Raw genomic sequence first — 20,473 nt, 5'->3', positions numbered from 1 at the left:
AGCCGCGGCCTAGCTGGAGCTGGACCGGGCTCGGCGCGCCGCGACGATGTCCCGGAAGGAGCGGCTGCGCAGCTCCTCCAGCGTGAGGCCAGCGGCCAGCACCTCGTCCTCGGTGAGCGCGCCGCAGCTCAGGCCGCGCAGGAAGAAGTTGAGCAGGCCCTGTCCGGTGGCCGCGTCGTCGAAGACGTCTCCCACCAGCGTGGCCTGCGCGGCCTTGTCCATGAAGGCCCTGAGCCTGCGCGAGGCCGCGTCCAGCCCCTCCAGGAAGAACGCATACACCGCCGCGTAGCGCACGGGGAGCTGACCCGGGTGCAAGTCCCACCCCTGGTACCACCCCCGCTCCAGCGAGTGCCGGATGTGCCGGTATGACACCTGCCAGACCCGGTGAATCGCTTCCATGTTCTCCCGGCGCTCGGTGGGCAGCAGCGACTCGTCCTGCTTCACCCGGTGGGGTGGCACCGGCATGACGTTGGTGGCGCCGTCCGCCAGCCGGATGCCCGTGTCCGCGAGTGACACCTGCACCAAATCTCGCAGGAAGTCGCAGGCCGGGTGCAGCATCGTCTGCGCATGCGCGCTGACGCCCAGCGCGGCGGTGTAGTCGTACACGCCCAGGTGGACGCTGGTGCAGCGGCCCGCGCTCGCGGCCACCAGCGTGGGCAGGTGCAGCCGGCCCTGCTGGTCGAAGAGCGCCTGGGGCGTCTCCACCATCAGCTCGATGCCCACCGTGCCCACCGGCAGCCCGTGCCGCGTCTCCAGCACCTCCAGGACGCGGGCGAGCGCCGCCACCTGCTCCGGCAGCGACACCTTGGGCAGCGTCACGACGAAGCCGGGCGGCAGCTTCCCACCCGAGCGCTCCAGCAACGTGCTGAGGAACAAATCCAACGTGCGCGTGGCGCGGTCGAACAGCTCCTCGGTGAAGGACTTCACCCGGATGCCGATGAAGGGCGGCAGCAGCTCCTGCGCCAGCCCGCGCGCCAGCTCCTCCGCGGTGGACACGGCGTGCCCGTCCTCCTCCGCGTCGGAGCGGTGCCCGTAGCCGTCCTCGAAGTCGATGCGCAGGTCCTCCACCGGCTCGCGCTCCAGCTTGGCCACCACGCGCGCATAGACGCGCTGGGCGAAGCGGCCACGCTGGGGCAGCCCCAGCCCGTGGGCCAGGACAGGCGCGTCCGGTGCGTACTCCTTGAGCGTGTTCAGCGCGATGCCGCCCAGCTTCCGGGCCGTCTCCGCCCGGAAGAGGTGCGCGCCGCCGTACACCACGTGCACCGGCTGCCGCCGCGTCGAATCCCCCGGGTAGGCGCGCTCGAGCCCCGCGTTGGCTCGCCGCAGGGCCTCCCGCACCCCCAGGAGGCTCGCCTCCGTCAGCGTCGTCTTCACGGCTGGCGCTTCAGCCACGCGGAGACCTCGGACATGCAGCGCTCACGCAGCGCCACATCCTGGGACAGCCGCTCCAGCGTCTGCGCCGTGGCCTGCTGCGCCTCGGGGATGGGCTGGGCCTTGAGCAGGGCCTGCATCTGCTCCAGGTGCTCGCGCGTGCGCAGCATGCCCATGGCCTCGACGATGCGGCGCAGCAGCATGGGGGCGCCGCCGGTGCGGGCCACCACGTCCTTCCACTGCGTGCGCATCTGCGCCCACCACGCGTCGCGGCCGACGCGGTTGCCCAGCAGCCCGGCGACGAAGCTGGACACATCCTGCGTCTTCACCGTGTCCGTGTAGAGCAGCCCGCGCGCGCGCTCGGTGAGCTCCTTGGCCTCGAAGGCGGTGAGGGCCAGGAGGTAGCGGCGCTGCGTGGCCGGGTCGGGCTCGGACGGGAGCTTCTGGAGGAAGGTGTCGAAGAGCGCCGCGTCGCCCGCGCGAGCCACCATGCCCACCGCGGCGTCCAGCAGGTTGGGCTCCAGCGCGTCCCGCTGTCCCTGGAGCATGCGCTCCACACGGGGCCGGGCCTCGGCGAGCGCGTCCTGGCTGCGCGCCAGCCCGCCCACCGCGCGCACCAGCGACGCGCGCCGCAGCTTCACCCGGTCCGCCTCGTTCGGCGCGGGCTGCCAGCCCAGCTTCTTCAGCCCGGGCCCCAGCAGCTTCTCCACCCACGCGCGGAAGCGCACCTGGTCCTCGCCGTCCGTCAGCCGGCCCTCGATGTAGGCCAGCCGGCCCACCAGTTCGTCCAGGACGGAGTCGTCCTCCTCGTCACCGAAGCGGCCCGCCAGGTCCAGCAGGTCCGCCACCGTCGCCTGTCCCGCGCGCACCAGCGCCCACTGGTCCGCCAGCAGGGCGGTGCGCTCGGAGGGGGCCAGCGCCTTCAGGTTCGCCGCCAGCTTCGCCAGGCCCGGCTTGTCGTAGGCCACCCGGTAGAAGCCGGTGGAGCCCGCGTTGGCCGTCAGCCACTTCACCTCGCCCTCGCCCTCCAGCTTCACCGTGGCCTGGGCATCCCGCAGCAGCACGCGCTGCTCGCGCACGCCCGAGCCGTCCTCGTAGCGCAGCACCACCGGCACCGGCCACGTCTCGCCGCTCCGCACGCCGGGCTCGGTGTAGAAGCGCCGCTGCGTCAGCGACAACCCTCGCCCGTCCAGCGTCGCCGTCACCAGCGGGAAGCCGCTCTGGCCCACCCACGCGGTGGCCAGCTCCTCCACCGGCTGCTTCGCGGCGTCGCCCAGCGCGTTCCACAAGTCTTCCTTCACCGCGTTGGCGCGCGCGTGCTTGCGCATGTACTGGCGGATGCCCTCGCGGAAGGGGCCTTCCCCAAGGAAGCCCTCAATCATCCGCAGCACCGCGCCGCCCTTCTCGTACGTAATGGCGTCGAAGCTCTCACCCGCCTCGCCCGCGTTGCGCACCTCGCCGTGGATGGGGTGCGTGGACTTGAGCGCGTCCAGGTGCAGCGCGCTGGCGCGGTGCGCGTCGAAGTCCAGCCACATGCGCCACTCGGGGCGCCACTGGTCCACAATCTTGAAGGCCATCCACGTGGCGAACGCCTCGTTGAGCCACAGGTCGTCCCACCACACCATGGTGACCCAGTTGCCGAACCACTGGTGCGCCAGCTCATGCGTCACCACCTCCGCCACGCGCTTCTTCACCGACAGCGGCGCGGTGGCCGGGTCCAGCAGCAGCGCCACCTCGCGGTAGGTAATCAGGCCGGCGTTCTCCATGGCGCCGGCCTCGAAGTCGGGGATGCCCACCTGGTCCACCTTGGTGAAGGCATACGGCAGCCCGAAGTAGTCCTGGAGCCTGGGCAGCACCGCCAGCGCCACGTCCTGGCCGAAGCGCGTCAGGTGCGCCTTCTCCGGCAGGGCCCAGGTCCGCACCGGCACGCCCTCCACGTCCTGCGCGTCGGTGCCCACCAGCGGGCCCACCACCAGGGCGATGAGGTAGCTGCTGAGCACCTCCGTCTCCTGGAACGTCACCGCGCGCAGGTCGCCTTCCTGCGTGTCCTTCACCACCGGGCCGTTGCCCAGCGCGGTGAGCCCCGGCGGCACGCGCACGGTGAGGGCCCAGCGCGCCTTGAAGGCGGGCTCGTCGAAGCAGGGGAAGAGCCGGCGCGCGTCGGCGGCCTCGAACTGGGTGGCCGCCACCTTGCCCGCCTGGTACAAGCCGCGCAGCCCTTCGGTGAAGCGCCCCGTCCACGCGACGTCCAGCGACGCGGCGCCCGTGGGCAGCGCTTCCTCGAAGCGGAGCACCACCGTCTCGCTCGCCTGCGCGGGCTGGATGGAGGCCGGCTTGCGCTGCTGGCCACCGGCGCGGAACGTCACGTCGCTCAGCGCCAGGGCGATGCCGTGCAGGATGATTTCGTTCGACGGCGCCGACACGTCCAGGTCGACGGTCTGCTGGCCGGAGAAGGACTTCGCGTCCAGGTCCAGGGTCAGTGTGGCCGCGTAGCGGCGGGGACGGATGGAGGTCGGTAGGCGGAAGTTCTTGTCTTCGGTCGGATGCGCCATAGGGACGCGGAATCTAGCCTCCGCGCCGCCGCCTGCCTGGACTTATGTCGGGGGTGTCCGCCGTCACACCCTTCCTGACCCCGGAACGCCGTGGCCTGGCCGAGCGGGGCACCAGCTGGTGGAAGAGGCTGGATTCGCGCTGGAAGAAGCCTTCCGTGTGGAAGGAAGCGGGCAGCTCCAGCAGAAGAAAGTCCAGGTGGTGACATAGCTCGTGCAACAGGGTGCGCAGGTAGGTGCGGAAGGCCACCACCCGCGCGTGCTTCGCGGTCCGCATCCATAGCTGGATGCGAGGGCGACGGCCCCGCTCCAGGGTGTACATGCCGTGCAGCTCTCCCGTCGTCGAGGACGGGCGGACCTCCAGCACCTCCACTCGCGGCGCGAACAGGTCCAGCCGCTCGCAGAGGGCGTCGCTCAGCCGGGCGGTGGCGCGCTCGGTGTCCGGCTGCCGGCCCGTCGCCAGGGCCTCGCGCAGCGCGGCCACCAGGGGCTCCAGCGTCTTGGGCTCGCGGAGCCGGAGCGCGCTCACCGAGTCACTCATCCGGTAGACGCGCTGCTGGGTGGGGGTGAGGGTGTCGTAGTAGGCGAAGGGCACGGGTGGGTCGGTCCTGCACAAGCTTCCCACCCGCGCCCGCCACTGGCTACAGGCCGCCGGCCTCCAGCGCGCCGCCCAGCCCGGGGAAGGGCTTGGTGAGCAGGGCCTGGAAGACGATGTCCTCCAGCCGGACTTGCGCCGGGAGTTGGGGCAGGGTGAGGCCGGAGCGGACCACCGTGTTGCTGACGATGACCCAGACGCGCCGCCGGCCAATGGCCTCCTTGAGCGCCGGTGAATCGATGCGCACCGGCGTGCGCGAGTCGGGCTGGAAGGTCCGCTCGGCGAGGATTTCCGTCGCCCTGTCGTAGTAGGCCGGCCGGTTGAAGTCCGTGTAAAGCCGCGGGTTGTCCGGCGTGGCGCTCCCGGTGAGCGACAGGCGCGCGGACGTGCGCAGGGTGAGCGTGGGGGACGGGTTGACCACCACGAGGGTGGCGGAGACCTCGTTGACGATGATGTCCAGGTCCTGCGTGTTGACGGACTCCTCCGGCAGGTCGAGCGCCACCTCCGCGTAGACGGGCTCGAGCAGCGAGGTGACGGGCACCACCTGGTCGAAGGGCTCGGTCTGGATGGCAATCTCCGCCGAGCACGCGGACAGCAGCAGCACGCAGGGCAGCAGCAGGGCGCGCATCATCATCGGAAGCTCCACGACACGTCGAGGACGGGGAGGACGGGCAGGCTCTCTCCCGGAAGGGCCGGGTCGCTCATGTCCACGTAGGTGGCGCCCAGGCCCAGGCCGAAGTGCTCGCCGCCGTAGCGGATGCCCGCGGCGGCGCGCAGGGTGGTGCCCCCCTTCACGCGAACGCCCGCCTCGCCCACCACGGACCAGGGGCCCGCGAAGTTGAACGCCAGCGCGCCGGTGAAGGAGAGGTAGTCGGACGTGTAGTGGCCGTAGCGCGCCTCGCCCTGCACCAGCACGGCGCCCAGCGCCAGGCCATAGACGCCGTAGAAGGAGGGGCCGGACAGCTCGGGCTCGAAGCGCTGGAGCGCCGGCGTGTCCGCCTCCGACGTCACCACGTCCGAATAGACGGAGGCGCCCACGAAGTGCGTGTAGCGCGCGCCCAGCACGATGCGGTGTGGCCCGGCGGCCATCGCCCAGCGCAGTCCCACGTTGGGCGCCAGCAAGGCATTGGCATACATGGACGTGTCCACGGCCAGTCCCGAGAACAGCGGCAGCGCCGTGCGCTGGAGTCCCAGCACGGGCGCGTCGATGACCTCCGCGGCGTCTGTCGTCAGCAGGCGCGCGGTGTTGGTTCGCACGCCATCGGCATCATCTCCATTGGCGGCAGCCAGACAGGGGGACAACAGGACCGCGAGCGCACAGGCCGCGAGTGAAGGAGGTTTCAATCCACGGGCTCCAGTTGGAGGGAGTGCCCCGCACGTTAGGCTGACTTTCGCTTTCCCTGAGTGCTCGCCTGCCCTCGTGTGCTGCAACTGTCGGCTGGCGCGCGCGTGTGGTCGCTGGAGACCTCGCTGCGTCGCGTGCGCTCATGCGCGCCGTATGAGGCACGCGGCTCTGGTCCGGACAGAGGGTGTTCTCGTTTGCCGTCCACGGGGTGGGGCACATACCTTCTGCCGCGCGTGGAAGGACATTCCCCAGAGAAGGCCCCGGCTGGTGGCCCGGAGCCACGCGAGCAGGTGCTGGCGCTGCTGCGCCGGTACGGCTGGAACGCCACCTCGTTCCAGGTGCTGCAGCCCGGCTTCCGCTACTGGTTCGACCCGGCGGGCGACGCGTGCGTGGCGTACGTGGACACGGGCGGTGCCTGGGTGGCGGCCGGTGCGCCCATCGCCGCGCCGGAGCGGCTGGCTTCGGTGACGGAGGGCTTCCGCGCGGCCGCGCGAGCGGTGCGCCGGCGCGTGTGCTTCTTCGCCACCGAGCCGCGCTTCCTGGAGCTGGCTCCGATGGCGTCGCTGTCCATCGGCGAGCAGCCCGTCTGGGACCCGGCGCATTGGGACGACGTCGTGCGAGGCAGCCGCGGCCTGCGCGAGCAACTGCGCCGTGCCCGCGCGCGGGGTGTGAAGGTCCGCGAGGTGCCTGCCTCGGAGCTGGGAGATTCGCTGCACCCCACGCGGCGCGCGGTGGAGCTGCTGAAGGCGCGCTGGCTGGCGTCCCGCCGCATGGCGCCCATGGGCTTCCTGGTCCAGCTGCGTCCCCACGCCTTCGCGAGCGAGCGGCACGCCTTCGTCGCGGAGGTGGACGGCGAGGTGGTGGGCTTCCTGTCGGTGTCGCCCGTGTATGCCCGCGAAGGCTGGTTCCTCCAGGACCTGCTCAGGGACCCGGAGGCGCCCAACGGCACCGCGGAGGCGCTGGTGGACGCGGCCATGCGCGCGGCGGTCGCCACCGGGCGGCGCTACGTGACGCTGGGACTGGCGCCGCTCGCGGGGCCCGTGCGGCCGTGGCTGCGGCTGGCGCGGGCGTGCGGCCGGCCGCTCTTCGACTTCGAGGGGCTGCGCACCTTCAAGGGGAAGTTCCGCCCCGACGCCTGGGTGCCCCTCCATCTGTCCTATCCCGAGCCTCGGGGTGGGCTGGCGGCGGTGTACGACGCGCTGCGGGCCTTCGCGCAGGGCGGCCTGCTGCGCTTCGGCATCGCCACGCTGCTGCGGCGTCCGCGCCTGCTGGTGCACGCGCTCGCCGTGCTGCTCGTTCCGTGGACCGCGCTGCTGGCGCTGCCCTCCACGGCGCGCTGGTTCCCGTCCGTCCAGGTGCAGTGGGCGTGGGTGTTGTTCGACGTGGGCCTGACAGTGGGCCTCTTCTCCCTGGTGCGGCGCTGGCGGGATTCCCTGGCCACGGTGCTGGGCGGGCTGACGGCGGCGGACGCGTGTCTGACGTTCGTCCAGGCCGTCACCTACAACGTGCCGCTCGCCCGCAGCCCGCTGGACTGGGCCATCATCGCCCTGGCCGTGCTCGCGCCAGCGTCGGCGTCCGGGCTGCTCTTCAGCTCCCGCGACCTGCGCCTGCCCGGACGCTAGCTGTCAGATGTACGCGCCGCTGTCGGGCGCCTCGTCCTCCGTGGGCACGGTGGCGCCGTGGCCGGGGTGGAGGAACACGTCGCCGTGGTCCACCCGCGCCACCAGGTGGAAGCTCACCATGAAGTCGCGGCTGGGCGGCCAGCCCTGCTCCAGCTCGAAGTGCGTGTCTCCGATATGCACCACCGTGCCGAGCCTCCGCCCGTGCTCGTCCCTCACGGCCATGCCCTCGCGCAGCTCTCCCGGGTCCCACATGACGCCCTCCTTTTGCGAAAGATGCGCGCGTCCGGGATGTTCGGCAGCCCACGCAAGGGTGAACGCAAGCTGGACCGCGGCACGGGGACAGTGGTGTTTTCGTGAAAGAACTGACCCCGGTCCGGCGCCTCGACTCCTCGCGGCTTGCAACGTGGCTGGTGGGGAGGGGAGACCATGCGCCCGCCGTGTGGCGTTGCACTGTCGCTCGCCGTCCTGCTGTTCGCCCAGGCCGGGCAGGCCCAGACCGCCGCGAAGGAAGCGGCGCCTCCGCCCGCCGACCTGCCACCGGGCGTGTCGGCGGTGCTGTGGAGGCTGTCCGTCCCCGCCAGCCTCGCGCCCACGCCGGAGCGGGTGTTGCTGGGCGAGAAGCTCTTCAACGGCAAGGCCCGCTGCAACACCTGCCACGCGGGCAACGTGGTGTCGCCGCTGTTCAGCGACCAGAAGTTCCACAACATCGGCATCGCGGCGCACAAGCAGGACTTCGTGAAGCTCGCCCGCGAGGCCCTGAAGGTGGTCCGCACCGGCGACGAGCAGCAGATTGACGAGCTGGCGCTTCAGACGCGCTTCTCCGAGCTGGGCCGCTTCCTGGTGACGAAGCAGGAGAATGACGTGGGCGCCTTCAAGACGCCCACGCTGCGCAACATCGCCATCACCTATGGCGCGTTCTCCGACCGGGACAAGGCCATCTGGGCCGCCTCCACGGAGCAGTTCGTGGACGAAGGCCACCGCGTCTTCCACGACGCCCAGGCCATTGGCGGCACGGTGGGCATCTCCTGTGGCATGTGCCACCCGGACGCGTCCAACACGCACCCGGAGACGTATCCGAAGTACCAGGTGCAGCTGGGCCGCGTGGCGCTGCTGCGCGACATGATCAACTGGTGCATCGAGAACCCGGCGCGCGGCAAGCCGCTGGCGGATGGTGACCCGCGGATGCGCGCCATGGAGGCGTACATCTACGCCAAGCGCAAGGGCGTGAAGCTTGAGTACGGGAAGAAGTAGGCCCGCTCAGCGCCCCAGGCCCGGCACGGCGTCACGCGTCCGTTGGAAGAGCCACCGCGGCTCCCACAGCGGGCGCGTGGCCTGGACGACGTGAGGGTGGCCCAGCAGCACCGTGAGCAGCACCCCCGCCCCCAGCGCGAGGGCGACGCCCACCGGCCCCTGGAGGAGCGCGTACGCGCCCAGGTGCTCGGCGGCTCGCACGACGAAGCCGTGCAGCAGGAAGGGCGCCAGGCTCCGGCCACCCAGCCGCGTGAGCGCGCGCTCCTGCCTGGGGCTGAGCGTGAAGAGCGCCCACGTCAGCGCCAGCGCACCGCAGAAGAGGGCCGCGCGCGTCGCCATGCCCTTGAGCGCGGTGGCGCCGAGCACCGCGTAGCCGCTGCTCCCGTACAGCCACTGCGGCGCGGGCGCGGGCAGCGCGCCCACGGCCACCGCCCCGACGCAGGCGCCAAGTCCCACGGCCAGGGACGCCGCGAGCACGACGCGCCAGCCCCGGGTGTGTCGAGGGGCCAGCAGCCACTCCCTTCGCGTCAGGTGGCCGGCGACAAAGCAGGGCAGGAACACGAACGTCCGCGACAGTCCGAACAGGTAGCCCACCCAGGGCAGCAGGCCCGCGACGAGCGCCAGCGCCACGGCCCACAGCAGCGGCCGGGGCAGGCGGAGGAGCAGGGGCAGCACCAGCCGCCAGCACCCGAGGCTCAGCAGGAACCACAGCAGCCAGTACGGCTGCACCAGCCAGTGCGAACTCCAGCCCCGGCCGAGCACCCACGCGTCGAAGGCGACATACAGCACCTGGAACACGGCCAGCGGCGCGAGCTGCCCCCAGGCGATGGCGCCCAGCGCGCGCGGCCCACTGTCCGCGCGGGACAGGTGCCCGGACAGGAACGCGAAGGCGGGGATGTGGAACAGGTACAGGCCGGAGTAGAGCGCCTTCGCCAGCGGCTCTCGGCCAAGCAGGGGCTCGAGCGCATGCCCCATCACCACCAGGGTGATGAGGAGGCCTCGCACGTTCTCGAACAGCGGGATGCGGCCAGCGGTCGTCACAACCTCAGTAGAGAAGCCCATCTTTGGGCTGAACGGGAGGGGGGAGCTCCGTTTCTCCCAGCATCTGCCGCAGGTTGATTTCGATGGTCCGGCAGAGCGCCGTCATGGGCGTATCGCTGAGGTCGTCCTCGAAGGGCGTCTCGATGTCCCGGCCCACGGCGTCCAGCCCGATGAAGAGGAACGCGATGACGGCGGTGACGAGCGGGGTGAGCCAGCCCAGGTCCTCCACCACACCCAGGGGGAGCAGCACCAGGTAGGCCCGTGTCATGGCCAGCAGCAGGATGTCGTACTGGCGGGGCAGGGGCGTGTTCTTGATGCGCTCACACGCGCCCAACAGGTTCGTCAGCTCGGACAGCGTGCGGTCCATCGTTACGTGGAGGAAGAGCACCTGCTGCGTGTCGGTCACCTGTCCGTAGATGCGGCGCAGGCGCGTGCCCATCCACAGCAAGAGGGCGGACGGGACGTTCTGCTCCTCGCGCAACGCTTCAATGACGGCGGGCCGGAAGAAGGGAACGATTTCTGGCAGCGGGTCCTGCCGGCGCAGGTGGCAGCGCATGGCATTCACGAAGCCAATCTGCGCGTACACCAGCTCGCGTGCGTCCTCGGTGATGTCCTGCACCATGCCGCCGGTGATGGCGCCGCGGGCCTCGCCCTCCGCCGGGGGGGCGGTGCCCATGTCGGCGAGCTTCTCCCGGGGGCTGCCCTGCTCCGGGTGCATGCGCGCCTGGCCGAACTGGTCGCGGACGGCGCCGTCGCTCGCTCGCGTTCCCGACACCGTCAACAAGGGACGGGTGCGCTCCGCCGCCGTGCGCAGCAGGGGCGACGCCGACGGCGCCAGCTCCGTCAACGCCGCACCGGCCCCGCGCTCCGGGCGCGGCAGCAGCGTCAACACCTGCCGGGCGAAGGTGCGCGACCAGTTCACCACGCCGCCCCAGAGCGAGCGGGCTTCCCACCAGCGGTCGTAAGCGGAGCCGTTGCGGAACGCGAGCAGCACGCCCAGCGCCGCCGCGAGCACCGACACGGGCATGGCGGGGACCGCCATCCACCAGGCGTCGAACACGCGGTAGCCCACGATGACAGTCAGCGCGAAGAGGACGTGCATCGCGACGCCCCTGCCGGTGTAACGCAGGATGATGTGCCAGGACAGCCTCCGGCCAACAATCATTCGGGGAATGCTCCAGGGTGGGTGAGGTCGCCTCGCGCAATGCGTCTAGTGACGCCGGCGCGCACTGGCAACACACGCCCCCCGCTCGGTTGCGCGCGTGTGTCAGGCAATCACGCGGACCGAAGCTGCAAGTGTCCTGGAGCGAGCAGAGGCGCTCCCGGGCGCTACCCGGGGCCCTGGAATCCCCCGGCCCGGAACGTGAGCACCAGCGTGTCCCGGTGGCCGGTGCCTCCCAGCGGCTGGATGGGCGTGCTCTCGTGAATCACGCGGGCATCATCGAGCAGCAGCGCGGACCAGGGCTCTGTCAGCGTGAAGCGCAGGCCGTTGGGACCCTGGGCCTCGAAGACACGCGTCTCACCGCCCTTGATGCCCTCGCGGCCCACGAGCAGCACCGCCACGAAGTCCACGCCGTCCCGGTGCGCGCCCTCGGGGGTCGGCCGGCCGATGCCGTCAGTGGTGTCGATGCGGAACTGGTGGGCTTCGACGAACCAGGGGCGCTCGCCCTTGAGCTGGGAGCAGCACGCGGCGAGGCCTCGAATCAGCCCCGCCCACACCGGCTGGGACACGACGTCGGGCTGCACGGGCTCGAACCAGCGCTCCAGCCCGCCGTGCAGCGCGTTGTATTCCACGGGCTGCCAGTGCGCGCGGTGAGGCACCTGCGTCACCGAGCCGCCGTCCACGATGAAGCAGGCGTGTCGCCGTGAGCGGTAGCGGCCCCCATCCCGGAGGAAACCATCCTGCGGCAGCGCGTCCCAGGACGGCCGCAGCGCGTCCAGCGCGGGCGAGTCAATGCCCGCGAGCTCGCAGAGTCCGTCGCGGTTGAGCACGGCGTAGCCACGCCCGCGGAGGGCCGTGGGGACTTCGGACGCGGGGGTGACGGGGGGCTGGAAGCTCATGGGCGTCGGACTCAGGGAGGCGGGCCCGCGGCGGCGGGTGGTTCCTGGAGGAAGGGAGCCGGAGGCGCGCGCTTCAGGGCCTCGCGAAAGGCGCTGTCCCGGGTGGGCACGCACACGGTGAAGCCATCCACCATGCCGCAGGTGACGCGGTCGCCCAGGCGCTGGAAGAGCGGCAACTTCGCCGCGTCCACCACGTAGAGGGTGTCCTCCGCCAGGCGCCCGTGCTCCACGTCGTCCAGGAGCGCGGCGCAGACCTCGGCGATGCGCGGCTCGTTGAGCCGGGCGGAGTAGCCGCTGTTGGTCGTCAGGCCCTTGCGGTAGGCGAGGTCGCCGAAGCGCACGTAGGTGTATTGGGGAAACGTGTTCTCCACGCACGGCCGAAGTGAGCCGTGGATGACGGGCGGCACCAGGGTGACGAAGCGGTAGCTCGCGTCCACACGCTCCCATTCGGGCGCCTTCAGCCGAGGCCAGGGCGCGCCCACGAACCGCGTCTGAGACCACACATCGGGTGAGTCCACGACCTGCAGGAGCACCGCGCCCAGCAGCAGGCCGGTGGCCACGCGGGGCCGGTGGCGCCAGCGCCACAGCACGAGCGCGAGCACGCCCGCCAGCAGCAGGTAATAGGAGGGCCAGATGAAGCGGCCGGACGCGCGGAAGGCCCCGAGCATCGGCATTGCGGGCTCCATCAGCTTGCGCATCGTCAGCACCGTGCGGCCCGCCGCCGTCATCGTCGACGAGAAGCCGAGCACGGCCAGCGCGAACGCCACCACCACCAGCGGCAGCAGGGGCTTCGCCTGGCTCCAGCTTCGCGGCCTGCCACCCGTCAGCCACCCGAGCACGCCCGCGACGCCGAGCGCGAGCGCGCCCGTGCCCAGATAGCCGAACCCCTCCAGTTGACCGGGGTTGACGGGCAGCGCGGGCACCCAGCGTGACCAGCCCAGGGGGTTGATGAACGTGAGCAGGTCCGCGCTGTAGAAGCCGAAGCCGCTCGCGCCCGTGCTCACTCCCTGGCCCACGTAGCCGAAGGCGAGGAAGGGGATGGCCACCGTCAAGCCCAGCCCCGCGAACACGCCGGCCGTGGTGCCTTGGGACAGGTGCCCTTCCCGGTACACCTGGAAGAGCAGGGCCACGCCGAGCGCGAACACCATCACTGTCAGGTATGGATGGGTCCCCGCGGCGTACAGGTTGATGAGCAGCGTCCACTTCAGCGCGCGCCGCGCGGCCTGGGCGTCTTCCCGCGGACGCAGGTACAGCCAGAGCATCGCGGTCAGCAGCCACTGCGCGCAGAGCGTGTCATGCCCGGAGCGGTAGAGCAGCACCGGCGCCGTCACGAACAGCGCCGCGCCAAGCACGCGTTGGAGCGGGTTGCGCGTGAACAGGCCCAGCAGCTTCACGGCCATCCATCCCTGGAGCGCCAGGCACAGGGCCAGCCACGGCCCGATGAACTGGAAGTCCCGTGGCAGCCAGTGGGCGAAGGGCTTGAGCAGGAGTGACACCCAGGGGTTCGCGTCCGAGAAGCCCACCGTCATGACGTGCGGGTGCATCAGGCTGGGCGTCCTGCCCAGCGGGAAGCCCCACGGCGCGTCGCGGAAGTGCAGCCACCCGAGCACGTGCTGCGCCGGGTCTCCGGCGCCCATCCAGTCCAGGTGGGTGGGGTCGAGCGCCGGACCTCCTCCCGCCGCGAGGAACCACAGCACTCCGAGCGCCGCGCCCACCCAGGGCCACAGCCGCTCCCGCTTGTCGCTGGGTCCTGTCGTCACCACCTGGCTTCCACTCCTGAGGTCACCACGCGCGGACCCATACTCCCTTGCAGGCCATCACCGCCAGTCCCGATGCGATGCACGCACGGCGGGCGCTCACGGCCCCGTCAGCACGGCCGCCGTGGCACAGGCGTTATCGTCGAGGGAATGGGAGGCGGCTCGGTCTGTTGGGGGGCCACCTCGGGCATCGGGAGATGAGGACATGAGAAGGGCGTATGTGGCGTCGTTGCTGACCGGGCTGTTGACCTCCGCCGTGGCGACGGCCGAGGCCCCACCTCAGGACCCCTTCCTGTGGCTCGAGGAGGTCCAGGGGGAGAAGGCACTCGAGTGGGTGCGCGCCCAGAACGCGCGGACGCTCGCGGTGCTGGAGAAGGACCCGCGCTTCGAGACCTTCCACGCCCAGGCGCTCGAGCTGCTCACCTCCACCGACCGAATCCCTTCGCCCGGCTTCCGGGCTGGCGGTGTGGACAACTTCTGGCAGGACCGCGGCAACCCCCGAGGCCTCTGGCGGCACACCTCGCTGGACGGCTACACGCGCGCCCAGACACCGTGGGAGACGGTGCTGGACGTGGACGCGCTGGCGAAGGCCGAGAAGGCCAACTGGATTTGGAAGGGCAGCAACTGTCTGCCGCCCGCGGACCAGCGCTGCCTCGTCTCGCTGTCCAACGGCGGCAAGGACGCCGTCGAGCTGCGCGAGTTCGACGCCGCCGCGAAGCACTTCGTGGAAGGAGGCTTCCGCGTCCCCGAGGGCAAGCTGTCCGCGTCCTGGTTGGACACGGACACGCTGCTGGTGGGGCGTGACTGGGGCGGGGACACGCTCACGGAGTCGGGCTATCCCTTCGTGCTCAAGCGCTGGAAGCGCGGCACGCCGCTGACGGAGGCGCAGGAGGTCTTCCGGGGCGAGCGCACCGACGTCTCCGCGTCTCCCTTCCTGTTGCGGGACGCGGACGGCGCGCTGCGGGCGGTGCTGGTCAACCGCGCGGTGACCTTCTTCGAGTCGGAGTACTACCTGCTGGGAGACGCGGCGCCGGTGCGGCTCCCGTTCCCCCGGAAGTCCTCCCTCCAGGCCTTCGTGGACGGGCAGGTCGTCTTCACGATTGAAGAGGACTGGGGCCGCTTCAAGCAGGGCGCGCTGCTGGCGTACCCGCTGGCCGCGCTGAAGGCGGACCCGGCGAAGGCGAAGCCCGCGCTGCTCTTCCAGCCGGGCGCGCGCCAGGCCATCGAAGCGGTGGCGGCGACGCGGGGGCGGGTGCTGGTGAACCTCTACGAGGACGTGAAGGGCGCGCTGGATGTCTACACGCCGGGGAAGAACCGCTGGAGCCGCAAGCGGCTGGCCTTGCCGAAGAACGCCTCGGTCGCCATCACCGCGACGTCGTCTTCACATGACCGCTTCTTCGTGAAGTCCCAGGGCTTCCTCGAGCCGACGGCGCTGTGGCTGGCGGACGCGAAGGCGGGGACGGTGAAGAAGGTGAAGTCGCTGCCCGCGCGCTTCGATGGCTCGAAGCTCCAGGTGGACCAGTACTGGACGAAGTCGAAGGACGGCACCCGGATTCCGTACTTCCTGGTGCGGCCGAAGGCGCGGAAGCTCGACGGCACGCTGCCGACGCTGGTGTATGGCTATGGCGGCTTCCAGGTGTCCAAGCCGCCCGTCTACCTGCCGGAGGAGGGCAAGTTGTGGATGGAGCGCGGCGGGGCCTACGTCGTCGCCAACATCCGGGGCGGCGGCGAGTTCGGTCCGCGCTGGCACCAGGCGGCCCTGCGGGAGCATCGCCAGCGCGCGTTCGACGACTTCGCGGCGGTGATGGAGGACCTGGTGCGCAGGAAGGTCAGCTCCCCGCGCCGCCTGGGAATCTACGGCCGCTCCAACGGCGGCGTCCTCACCAGCGTGGCGATGACGCAGCGCCCGGACCTGTTCAACGCGGCCGTCATCGAGAGCCCGCTCATCGACATGATGCGCTACCACAAGCTGCCGGCGGGCGCGTCGTGGGTGGGGGAGTACGGCGACCCGGAGGTGCCCGGGGACGCGGCGTTCATCTCGAAGTACTCCGCCTACCAGAACCTGCGTGAGGGGGTGCGCTACCCCGCGCCATACATCACCACGAACACGAAGGATGACCGCGTCCACCCGGGCCACGCGCGGAAGTTCGCGGCGCGCCTGGAGGCCATGGGCCTGCCGTACCTGTATTACGAGAACACCGACGGCGGGCACTCCAACGACGCGGACCCGTTGCTCAACGCGCGCCGGTGGGCCCTGCACCACGTCTACCTGTCGCGGCAGTTGATGGACTGAGCGGCCGTCGCGGCGCGCATGGGCCGCCGCCCGCTCATCCCACCCGCGCCTCGGCGACACGCCCCGCCTCGACGGGCCCCGTCCTTCTTCACTTGAGGCACTTGCGGAACCCTTCCGTGAGCGCCTCCCGGTCCAGGTCCCGGCCGATGAAGACGAGGTCGTTCGCGCGCGGCGTCCTGCCCCAGGGCTTGTCGGGCTGGCCGTCGAAGAGCATGTGCACGCCCTGAAAGACGTAGCGGTTCTTCTGGCCCGCGATGGCGAGGATGCCCTTCATCCGGAAGATATTCGTCCCCTGCTCCTGAAGCACCTTGGACAGCCACGCGTTCAGCCGATGCTGGTCGACCTCGCCCTCCAGGTGGATGCCAACGGACGACACCGTCTCGTCGTGTGAGTGGCCCGCGCCGAAGGCCCGCTCCGCCCGGCGCGCCATGCGGCCTCCCCCGGCGTCTTCCACGCGGAGCGTGTACTCGTCGGGGCCATGCTCCGTGAAGAGGGCATAGAGCCCCTCGCGGGGCACCGTCAGCGGGTAGACCTTGCGGCCCTGCTCCTGGGCGAAGTCGAGCTGGAAGTGCGTGTCACCCGCGGTGACGGCATCGCCGGAGACGCGCCGTGTGGGCGAGCGCGACCAGAAGCGCACGGCCTTCTCCGCGCCCGCTTTCAGCCCCGCCTCGTCGGCGGAGCCCACTGGCACCAGGGCGACGTCCATCGACGCGTCCGGGCCTTCCCCCAGCACGAGGCTCGCCTGGCCTGGCTGGAGCGCGTACACGCCGCCCCACTCGAAGGGGTATTCGGGCTCAAGGAAGGTCGGCTTCTGCTTCAGCGCCCGTCCCAGGTCGAAGCCGCCCACGTCGAGCACGGCTTCAATGGGGACCTGGCCCTTCACGGCGCGGTGGACGCGGGCCAGGGCGTTCATGCTCCGGATGCGGCGCTCCACGCGCTCGACCTCCTCCGGCGCCACCAGGTCCGTCTTGTTGATGATGACGACGTCACCGAAGGCAATCTGCTCCTTGCACTCGTCACTTTCATCGATGTGCAGGGCGACGTGCTTGGCGTCCACCATGGTGACGATGCCGTCGAGCTGGAACTGGGAGCCAATCTCGTCATCGACGAAGAACGTCTGGGCCACCGGGCTCGGGTCCGCCATGCCCGTGGTCTCCACGAGGATATGGTCGAACTTGTCCTTGCGGCGCATCAGGCTGCCGAGGATGCGGATGAGGTCGCCGCGCACCGTGCAGCAGATGCAGCCGTTGTTCATCTCGAAGACTTCCTCGTCCGCGTTGATGACGAGCGCCTGGTCGATGCCGATTTCCCCGAACTCATTCTCGATGACGGCGATGCGCTTGCCGTGGTGCTCCGTCAGGATGCGGTTGAGCAGCGTCGTCTTGCCGGAGCCCAGAAAGCCGGTCAGGACGGTGACGGGAATTTTCTTCGCTGAAGTCGCCAAGGCGTTGCCTCCTTGAATGATGGGGACTGCTCAGTGCCGCGTGGGCGGCGCGAAGCTCCACGCCAGCAGGCGCCCACCGGCGCCAATGGCGGCCACCAGGGACTTGTCCGGTGAGAGCGTCAGTCCTTCGAGCGCCACACCTGCCTGGAGCGCCCACAGCGGGCGCCGCCCCTGAGTGGGGCTCCAGCCACAGAGTTGCCCGTCGTGCCCGGTGGACAGCAGCGCCTCGGAGCTCGGGCCGCCCTGGCGGAAGGCGAGCCCCGTCACCCGCTCCGAGTGGGCCGTCAGGCTCCGCGCGCCTTGCCGCTCGCTCATCCGCGTCCCCAGCTCCCAGACGGCGACCTCCGCGCCGTCCCCGGTGGCCAGGAGGTTGCTGGCCGCGTTCCACGCCAGCGCGCGGACCTTGGAGCGATAGCCGGGGATGTCGTAGGAGACGGCCTTGGAGTCGCGCACGGCCCAGAGCCGGAGACTGGAGTCCTGTCTGCCCGCGGCGATGAACTTCCGGTCCGGGCTGATGGCCACGGCGAGGACCGCCCCCTCCGCGTCCAGCGTCTCCAGCGGCCGCTTCCGGCCCGCCTCCAACCGGTGAATCCCGCCATTGCACGAGGAGATGATGCCGGTGCCGCTCGCGCTCCACTGGATGGAGGTGACGGTGCTGGCGTGCTGCTCGTAGCCGCCCTTCGGCGTGCCCCGGTGGGACCAGATGCGCACTGAGCGCCCCGCTGCCGCGGCGAGGTGGGCGCCCGAGGGCGACCACAGGACGTGCTCCACCCAGGCGCCGCCGGCCTCCCACGCGTGAAGCGCCTGTCCTGAGTCCAGGGCGTGGATGCGGACGTGGCCGTCCTGGCCTCCCGTGGCGAGACGGGCGCCGTCCGGGGAGAAGCTCACCGAGAGCGTTCCCCCCGCGTGCCCGGGCAGCTCCCGGAGCAACGCGCCGGACCTCGCGTCGACCAGGGCCACCAGGCCGCCAAACGTTGCCGCCGCGATGTGGTGGCCGTCCGGCGAGAAGGCCACCGCGCTGAGGCCCTCTGGCAGCTCCACGTCGAAGAGCGGCATGGGCCCATGGACCTGATTGCGCTTCGCCTGCGTGGGTTTCCTGGCCACCTTCTTGGAGCTCATCTGTGCCTCCGTTGTGCTCAGCCCACCAGGGCCTGAAGCGCCGACAACCCCATCCACGCGCCGAGCGCGATGCTGAACGCGCTCGTCACCTTGAGGATGCGCGAGCGCCAGCGCGCCGAGTTCCGGACGACAAACCCCAGGGGCAGGGAGAGCAGGACGGTGAGCAGCACCATGCCCCCGGAGACGCCCAGGCCGAACAGCAAGAGGAAGAGGAAGGCGGACAGCGGCTCGTCGACAGTGGCCAGCGCGAGGATCGCGATGCCCGCGGAGCCCGCCAGGCCATGGACCACGCCCACCAGCGCCACGCGCAACGACTGGGGCCGCGCTGGCTCGGCGCTCTCCGGCAGCGGACAATCCGCGTGGCCCCACTGCACGGCCCCCAGCGTCACCAGGAGGGTTGCCACCAGCAGCTCCATGACCGGGTCCCATGCCTCCGGCACCGACAGGCTTCCGCTGACGAGCACCGCCCCGACGGCGAAGAAGGTGAGGGAGTGCCCCAGGCTCCAGAAGAGCGCCGTGCGCACGGCCGCCCGGAAGCCCTGCCCCGTCCTCAGCAATGAGGCGATGGCGCAGACATGGTCGGCGTCCGAGGCATGGCGAAGCCCGAGTATCAACCCGAGACTCAGGGCACTTTCCAGCATGGGGAATCCGAGGCGAGAGGGACGCCTCAGCTATCGCATCAAGCCCTTATTTGCAATCTAGTTGCGTTTTGTCGCGGGTCGGAACTCGGTGCCCCTGGTCGCGCGGCCGCGCCAGGCATGCTGGGTGGGGCGCCAGGGCCTTGTACATGACGGTGGTGGCGTCGAGCCGGCTCCCTGTCGGGTCGAAGCTGAAGTCTGGGATGACGCCCACCGTCTGGTAGCCGAGCGAGGCATACAGCGGCTCTGCGTTGTCGCCGGTGCGTGTGTCCAGCGTCACCAGGGTGCGCCCCCGCTGGCGCGCATGGTGTTCGAGCCCAAGCATCAGCGCGCGGGCCAGTCCCTGGCGGCGGAAGTCCGGGTGCACCAGCAGCTTGCGCACCTCCGCGCGGTGGGGCTGATTGGGCGGCGTGTCGCAGTCGAGCTGGACCGAGCCGGCAATCCGGCCCGCGCGCCTCGCCACCAGGACGGTGAGCCCACCGGCTCGCGCGGCGGGAAGCACCTTCTGGCGCCAGAAGGCCTCACTGGCCTCGGGAGTGAAGGGCAGCACGAAGCTGACGCAGGCGCCCGCGTTGACGCAGTCATGCAGCAGCGCGGCGAGCTCGGGGAGCTGGTGGGCGACGTCGTCCGCCGAAAGCGCTGAAACATCCAGGGTGGGCGTGTCGTGGGCCATGTCGCCTCACACGAGGAAGAGCACGTACCGGGCCGCGCTGTGTCTGGGCGTCGCGAAGGCGCTGGGGCCGAAGAGCTGGTAGCGCAGGCAATCCCCTGGCTGGAGTGTATGGGTTTGTCCCTCCACGGTGATGTCCAGCTGTCCTTCGAGCAGGAGCAGGTGGTGCTCCAGTCCACGCCGGGGCGGTTCGTCGTAGGTGATGCTGGCGCCGGGAGCGAGCTCGCAGACCAGGGCTTCACCCGCCAGCGTCTGCGCGGGAGGCGACACCGAGCGCCGCTGGAAGCCCACGCTCGCGTCCGTCCAGACGGGCTGGGCCTCGCGGCGGACCAGGGGGACGAAGTCGGCCTCCACCATGTGCATCAGCCGTGACAGGGGCAGGCCGTAGGCCGCGCAGAGCTTTCCCAGGACCATCGCCGTGGCGCTGACCTCGGCGTTCTCCAGCCGGGACAGGGTGGCGCGGCTGACCTGGCTGCGCCTGGCGAGCTCATCCAAGGACCAGCGCCGCTCCGCGCGGAGTGCTCGGAGCCGCTGGGCAATCTGCCCGTCGAGGTCGTCCGCTGCCGGCTTGGGGCTTCCCATATAAGGGAATATTTCTCAGAATGGAGATGTGGTCAATGCGCCTTGGGGCATGGCGCATAGATTGAAAAACATGATTATTGTGATTTTAGGCTTATTCCTGATTTTGGCTGGTACGTTGCTTCGCGCAGCGCTTCC

At 70.7% G+C, this 20,473-nt stretch carries 18 protein-coding genes; 3 read left to right on the top strand and 15 right to left on the bottom strand.

The window, feature by feature from the left end:
• Positions 1–9: 9 nt before the first annotated feature.
• From KGD87_RS23190 to KGD87_RS23170, 5 genes are read right to left on the bottom strand one after another with little or no spacing between them, the layout of a single operon-like run.
• Positions 10–1,374: a DUF6986 family protein gene (locus tag KGD87_RS23190; RefSeq protein ID WP_284662631.1), complete on the bottom strand. Its 1,365-nt coding sequence runs from the start codon at positions 1,372–1,374 to the stop codon at positions 10–12.
• A complete protein-coding gene (locus tag KGD87_RS23185; RefSeq protein ID WP_284662629.1) occupies positions 1,371–3,923 on the bottom strand; it encodes a M1 family metallopeptidase in 2,553 nt (850 codons plus the stop codon). The genes KGD87_RS23190 and KGD87_RS23185 overlap by 4 nt, the downstream gene beginning before the upstream one ends.
• 13 nt (positions 3,924–3,936) lie before the next feature.
• Positions 3,937–4,515 carry a Wss1p-related putative metallopeptidase gene (locus KGD87_RS23180; protein WP_284662628.1) on the bottom strand — a complete coding sequence of 193 codons (579 nt, stop codon included), beginning with the start codon at positions 4,513–4,515 and terminating at the stop codon, positions 3,937–3,939.
• 46 nt (positions 4,516–4,561) lie between these two features.
• Positions 4,562–5,149, bottom strand: coding sequence for a hypothetical protein (locus KGD87_RS23175; RefSeq protein ID WP_284662626.1), 588 nt, complete (start codon positions 5,147–5,149; stop codon positions 4,562–4,564).
• Complete coding sequence (locus tag KGD87_RS23170; RefSeq protein WP_284662624.1) at positions 5,146–5,772, bottom strand: hypothetical protein; 627 nt, start codon at positions 5,770–5,772, stop codon at positions 5,146–5,148. The genes KGD87_RS23175 and KGD87_RS23170 overlap by 4 nt, the downstream gene beginning before the upstream one ends.
• Positions 5,773–6,093: 321 nt before the next feature.
• Between KGD87_RS23170 and KGD87_RS23165 the strand changes: the two genes are divergently transcribed.
• The gene (locus KGD87_RS23165; RefSeq protein WP_284662623.1) at positions 6,094–7,482 is read left to right on the top strand and encodes a DUF2156 domain-containing protein; all 1,389 of its coding nucleotides are present in this window, start codon (positions 6,094–6,096) and stop codon (positions 7,480–7,482) included.
• Positions 7,483–7,485: 3 nt separating this feature from the next.
• Here KGD87_RS23165 and KGD87_RS23160 read toward each other — a convergent pair whose 3' ends face one another.
• Entirely contained in the window at positions 7,486–7,734 is a 249-nt protein-coding gene (locus tag KGD87_RS23160) for a DUF2171 domain-containing protein (RefSeq protein WP_163781318.1), read from the bottom strand.
• 174 nt (positions 7,735–7,908) lie between these two features.
• On the opposite strand from KGD87_RS23160, the gene KGD87_RS23155 reads away from it, so the two are divergent.
• The gene (locus tag KGD87_RS23155) at positions 7,909–8,733 is read left to right on the top strand and encodes a hypothetical protein (RefSeq protein ID WP_284662622.1); all 825 of its coding nucleotides are present in this window, start codon (positions 7,909–7,911) and stop codon (positions 8,731–8,733) included.
• Between the two features lie 6 nt (positions 8,734–8,739).
• Here the strand turns inward: KGD87_RS23155 and KGD87_RS23150 are convergent, their stop codons facing one another.
• The 4 genes from KGD87_RS23150 to KGD87_RS23135 all read right to left on the bottom strand — a co-directional run bounded on the left by KGD87_RS23150 (position 8,740) and on the right by KGD87_RS23135 (position 13,595).
• Entirely contained in the window at positions 8,740–9,774 is a 1,035-nt protein-coding gene (locus KGD87_RS23150; RefSeq protein ID WP_284662621.1) for an acyltransferase family protein, read from the bottom strand.
• A 4-nt stretch (positions 9,775–9,778) separates the two neighbouring features.
• Positions 9,779–10,939 carry a bestrophin family protein gene (locus KGD87_RS23145; protein ID WP_284662619.1) on the bottom strand — a complete coding sequence of 387 codons (1,161 nt, stop codon included), beginning with the start codon at positions 10,937–10,939 and terminating at the stop codon, positions 9,779–9,781.
• A 164-nt stretch (positions 10,940–11,103) separates the two neighbouring features.
• On the bottom strand, positions 11,104–11,835 hold the full coding sequence (locus KGD87_RS23140; RefSeq protein WP_284662618.1) for a 2OG-Fe dioxygenase family protein: 732 nt from the start codon (positions 11,833–11,835) through the stop codon (positions 11,104–11,106).
• Positions 11,836–11,846: 11 nt separating this feature from the next.
• Positions 11,847–13,595 carry a DUF6311 domain-containing protein gene (locus tag KGD87_RS23135; RefSeq protein ID WP_284662616.1) on the bottom strand — a complete coding sequence of 583 codons (1,749 nt, stop codon included), beginning with the start codon at positions 13,593–13,595 and terminating at the stop codon, positions 11,847–11,849.
• Between the two features lie 202 nt (positions 13,596–13,797).
• Between KGD87_RS23135 and KGD87_RS23130 the strand changes: the two genes are divergently transcribed.
• A complete protein-coding gene (locus tag KGD87_RS23130) occupies positions 13,798–15,885 on the top strand; it encodes a prolyl oligopeptidase family serine peptidase (protein WP_284662614.1) in 2,088 nt (695 codons plus the stop codon).
• Between the two features lie 88 nt (positions 15,886–15,973).
• On the opposite strand, the gene KGD87_RS23125 is transcribed toward KGD87_RS23130, so the two are convergent.
• Genes KGD87_RS23125 through KGD87_RS23105 form a run of 5 tightly spaced genes read right to left on the bottom strand, consistent with a single transcriptional unit; the run spans position 15,974 to position 20,338 of the window.
• The gene (locus tag KGD87_RS23125) at positions 15,974–17,329 is read right to left on the bottom strand and encodes a CobW family GTP-binding protein (RefSeq protein WP_284662613.1); all 1,356 of its coding nucleotides are present in this window, start codon (positions 17,327–17,329) and stop codon (positions 15,974–15,976) included.
• Between the two features lie 30 nt (positions 17,330–17,359).
• Positions 17,360–18,448: a WD40 repeat domain-containing protein gene (locus KGD87_RS23120; RefSeq protein ID WP_284662611.1), complete on the bottom strand. Its 1,089-nt coding sequence runs from the start codon at positions 18,446–18,448 to the stop codon at positions 17,360–17,362.
• A gap of 17 nt (positions 18,449–18,465) precedes the next feature.
• Positions 18,466–19,089, bottom strand: a complete 624-nt coding sequence (locus tag KGD87_RS23115; protein ID WP_284662610.1) for a HoxN/HupN/NixA family nickel/cobalt transporter — start codon at positions 19,087–19,089, stop codon at positions 18,466–18,468.
• 46 nt (positions 19,090–19,135) lie between these two features.
• The gene (locus tag KGD87_RS23110; RefSeq protein ID WP_284662609.1) at positions 19,136–19,759 is read right to left on the bottom strand and encodes a GNAT family N-acetyltransferase; all 624 of its coding nucleotides are present in this window, start codon (positions 19,757–19,759) and stop codon (positions 19,136–19,138) included.
• 6 nt (positions 19,760–19,765) lie between these two features.
• Complete coding sequence (locus KGD87_RS23105; protein ID WP_284662608.1) at positions 19,766–20,338, bottom strand: helix-turn-helix domain-containing protein; 573 nt, start codon at positions 20,336–20,338, stop codon at positions 19,766–19,768.
• Positions 20,339–20,473 lie beyond the last annotated feature (135 nt).

It is taken from the genome of Myxococcus sp. SDU36 (genome assembly GCF_030168875.1).
In the GTDB taxonomy this organism is placed as follows: domain Bacteria; phylum Myxococcota; class Myxococcia; order Myxococcales; family Myxococcaceae; genus Myxococcus; species Myxococcus vastator.
This window is presented reverse-complemented; position numbering and strand designations above follow the sequence as displayed.

Bases quoted from the DNA above. Each gene is read 5' to 3' on its own strand.
- KGD87_RS23185 (WP_284662629.1), bottom strand. From the start codon at position 3,923: ATGGCGCATCCGACCGAAGACAAGAACTTCCGCCTACCGACCTCCATC.
- KGD87_RS23175 (WP_284662626.1), bottom strand. From the start codon at position 5,149: ATGATGATGCGCGCCCTGCTGCTGCCCTGCGTGCTGCTGCTGTCCGCG.
- KGD87_RS23160 (WP_163781318.1), bottom strand. From the start codon at position 7,734: ATGTGGGACCCGGGAGAGCTGCGCGAGGGCATGGCCGTGAGGGACGAG.
- KGD87_RS23155 (WP_284662622.1), top strand. From the start codon at position 7,909: ATGCGCCCGCCGTGTGGCGTTGCACTGTCGCTCGCCGTCCTGCTGTTC.
- KGD87_RS23145 (WP_284662619.1), bottom strand. From the start codon at position 10,939: ATGATTGTTGGCCGGAGGCTGTCCTGGCACATCATCCTGCGTTACACC.
- KGD87_RS23140 (WP_284662618.1), bottom strand. From the start codon at position 11,835: ATGAGCTTCCAGCCCCCCGTCACCCCCGCGTCCGAAGTCCCCACGGCC.
- KGD87_RS23130 (WP_284662614.1), top strand. From the start codon at position 13,798: ATGAGAAGGGCGTATGTGGCGTCGTTGCTGACCGGGCTGTTGACCTCC.
- KGD87_RS23120 (WP_284662611.1), bottom strand. From the start codon at position 18,448: ATGAGCTCCAAGAAGGTGGCCAGGAAACCCACGCAGGCGAAGCGCAAT.
- KGD87_RS23115 (WP_284662610.1), bottom strand. From the start codon at position 19,089: ATGCTGGAAAGTGCCCTGAGTCTCGGGTTGATACTCGGGCTTCGCCAT.
- KGD87_RS23110 (WP_284662609.1), bottom strand. From the start codon at position 19,759: ATGGCCCACGACACGCCCACCCTGGATGTTTCAGCGCTTTCGGCGGAC.
- KGD87_RS23105 (WP_284662608.1), bottom strand. From the start codon at position 20,338: ATGGGAAGCCCCAAGCCGGCAGCGGACGACCTCGACGGGCAGATTGCC.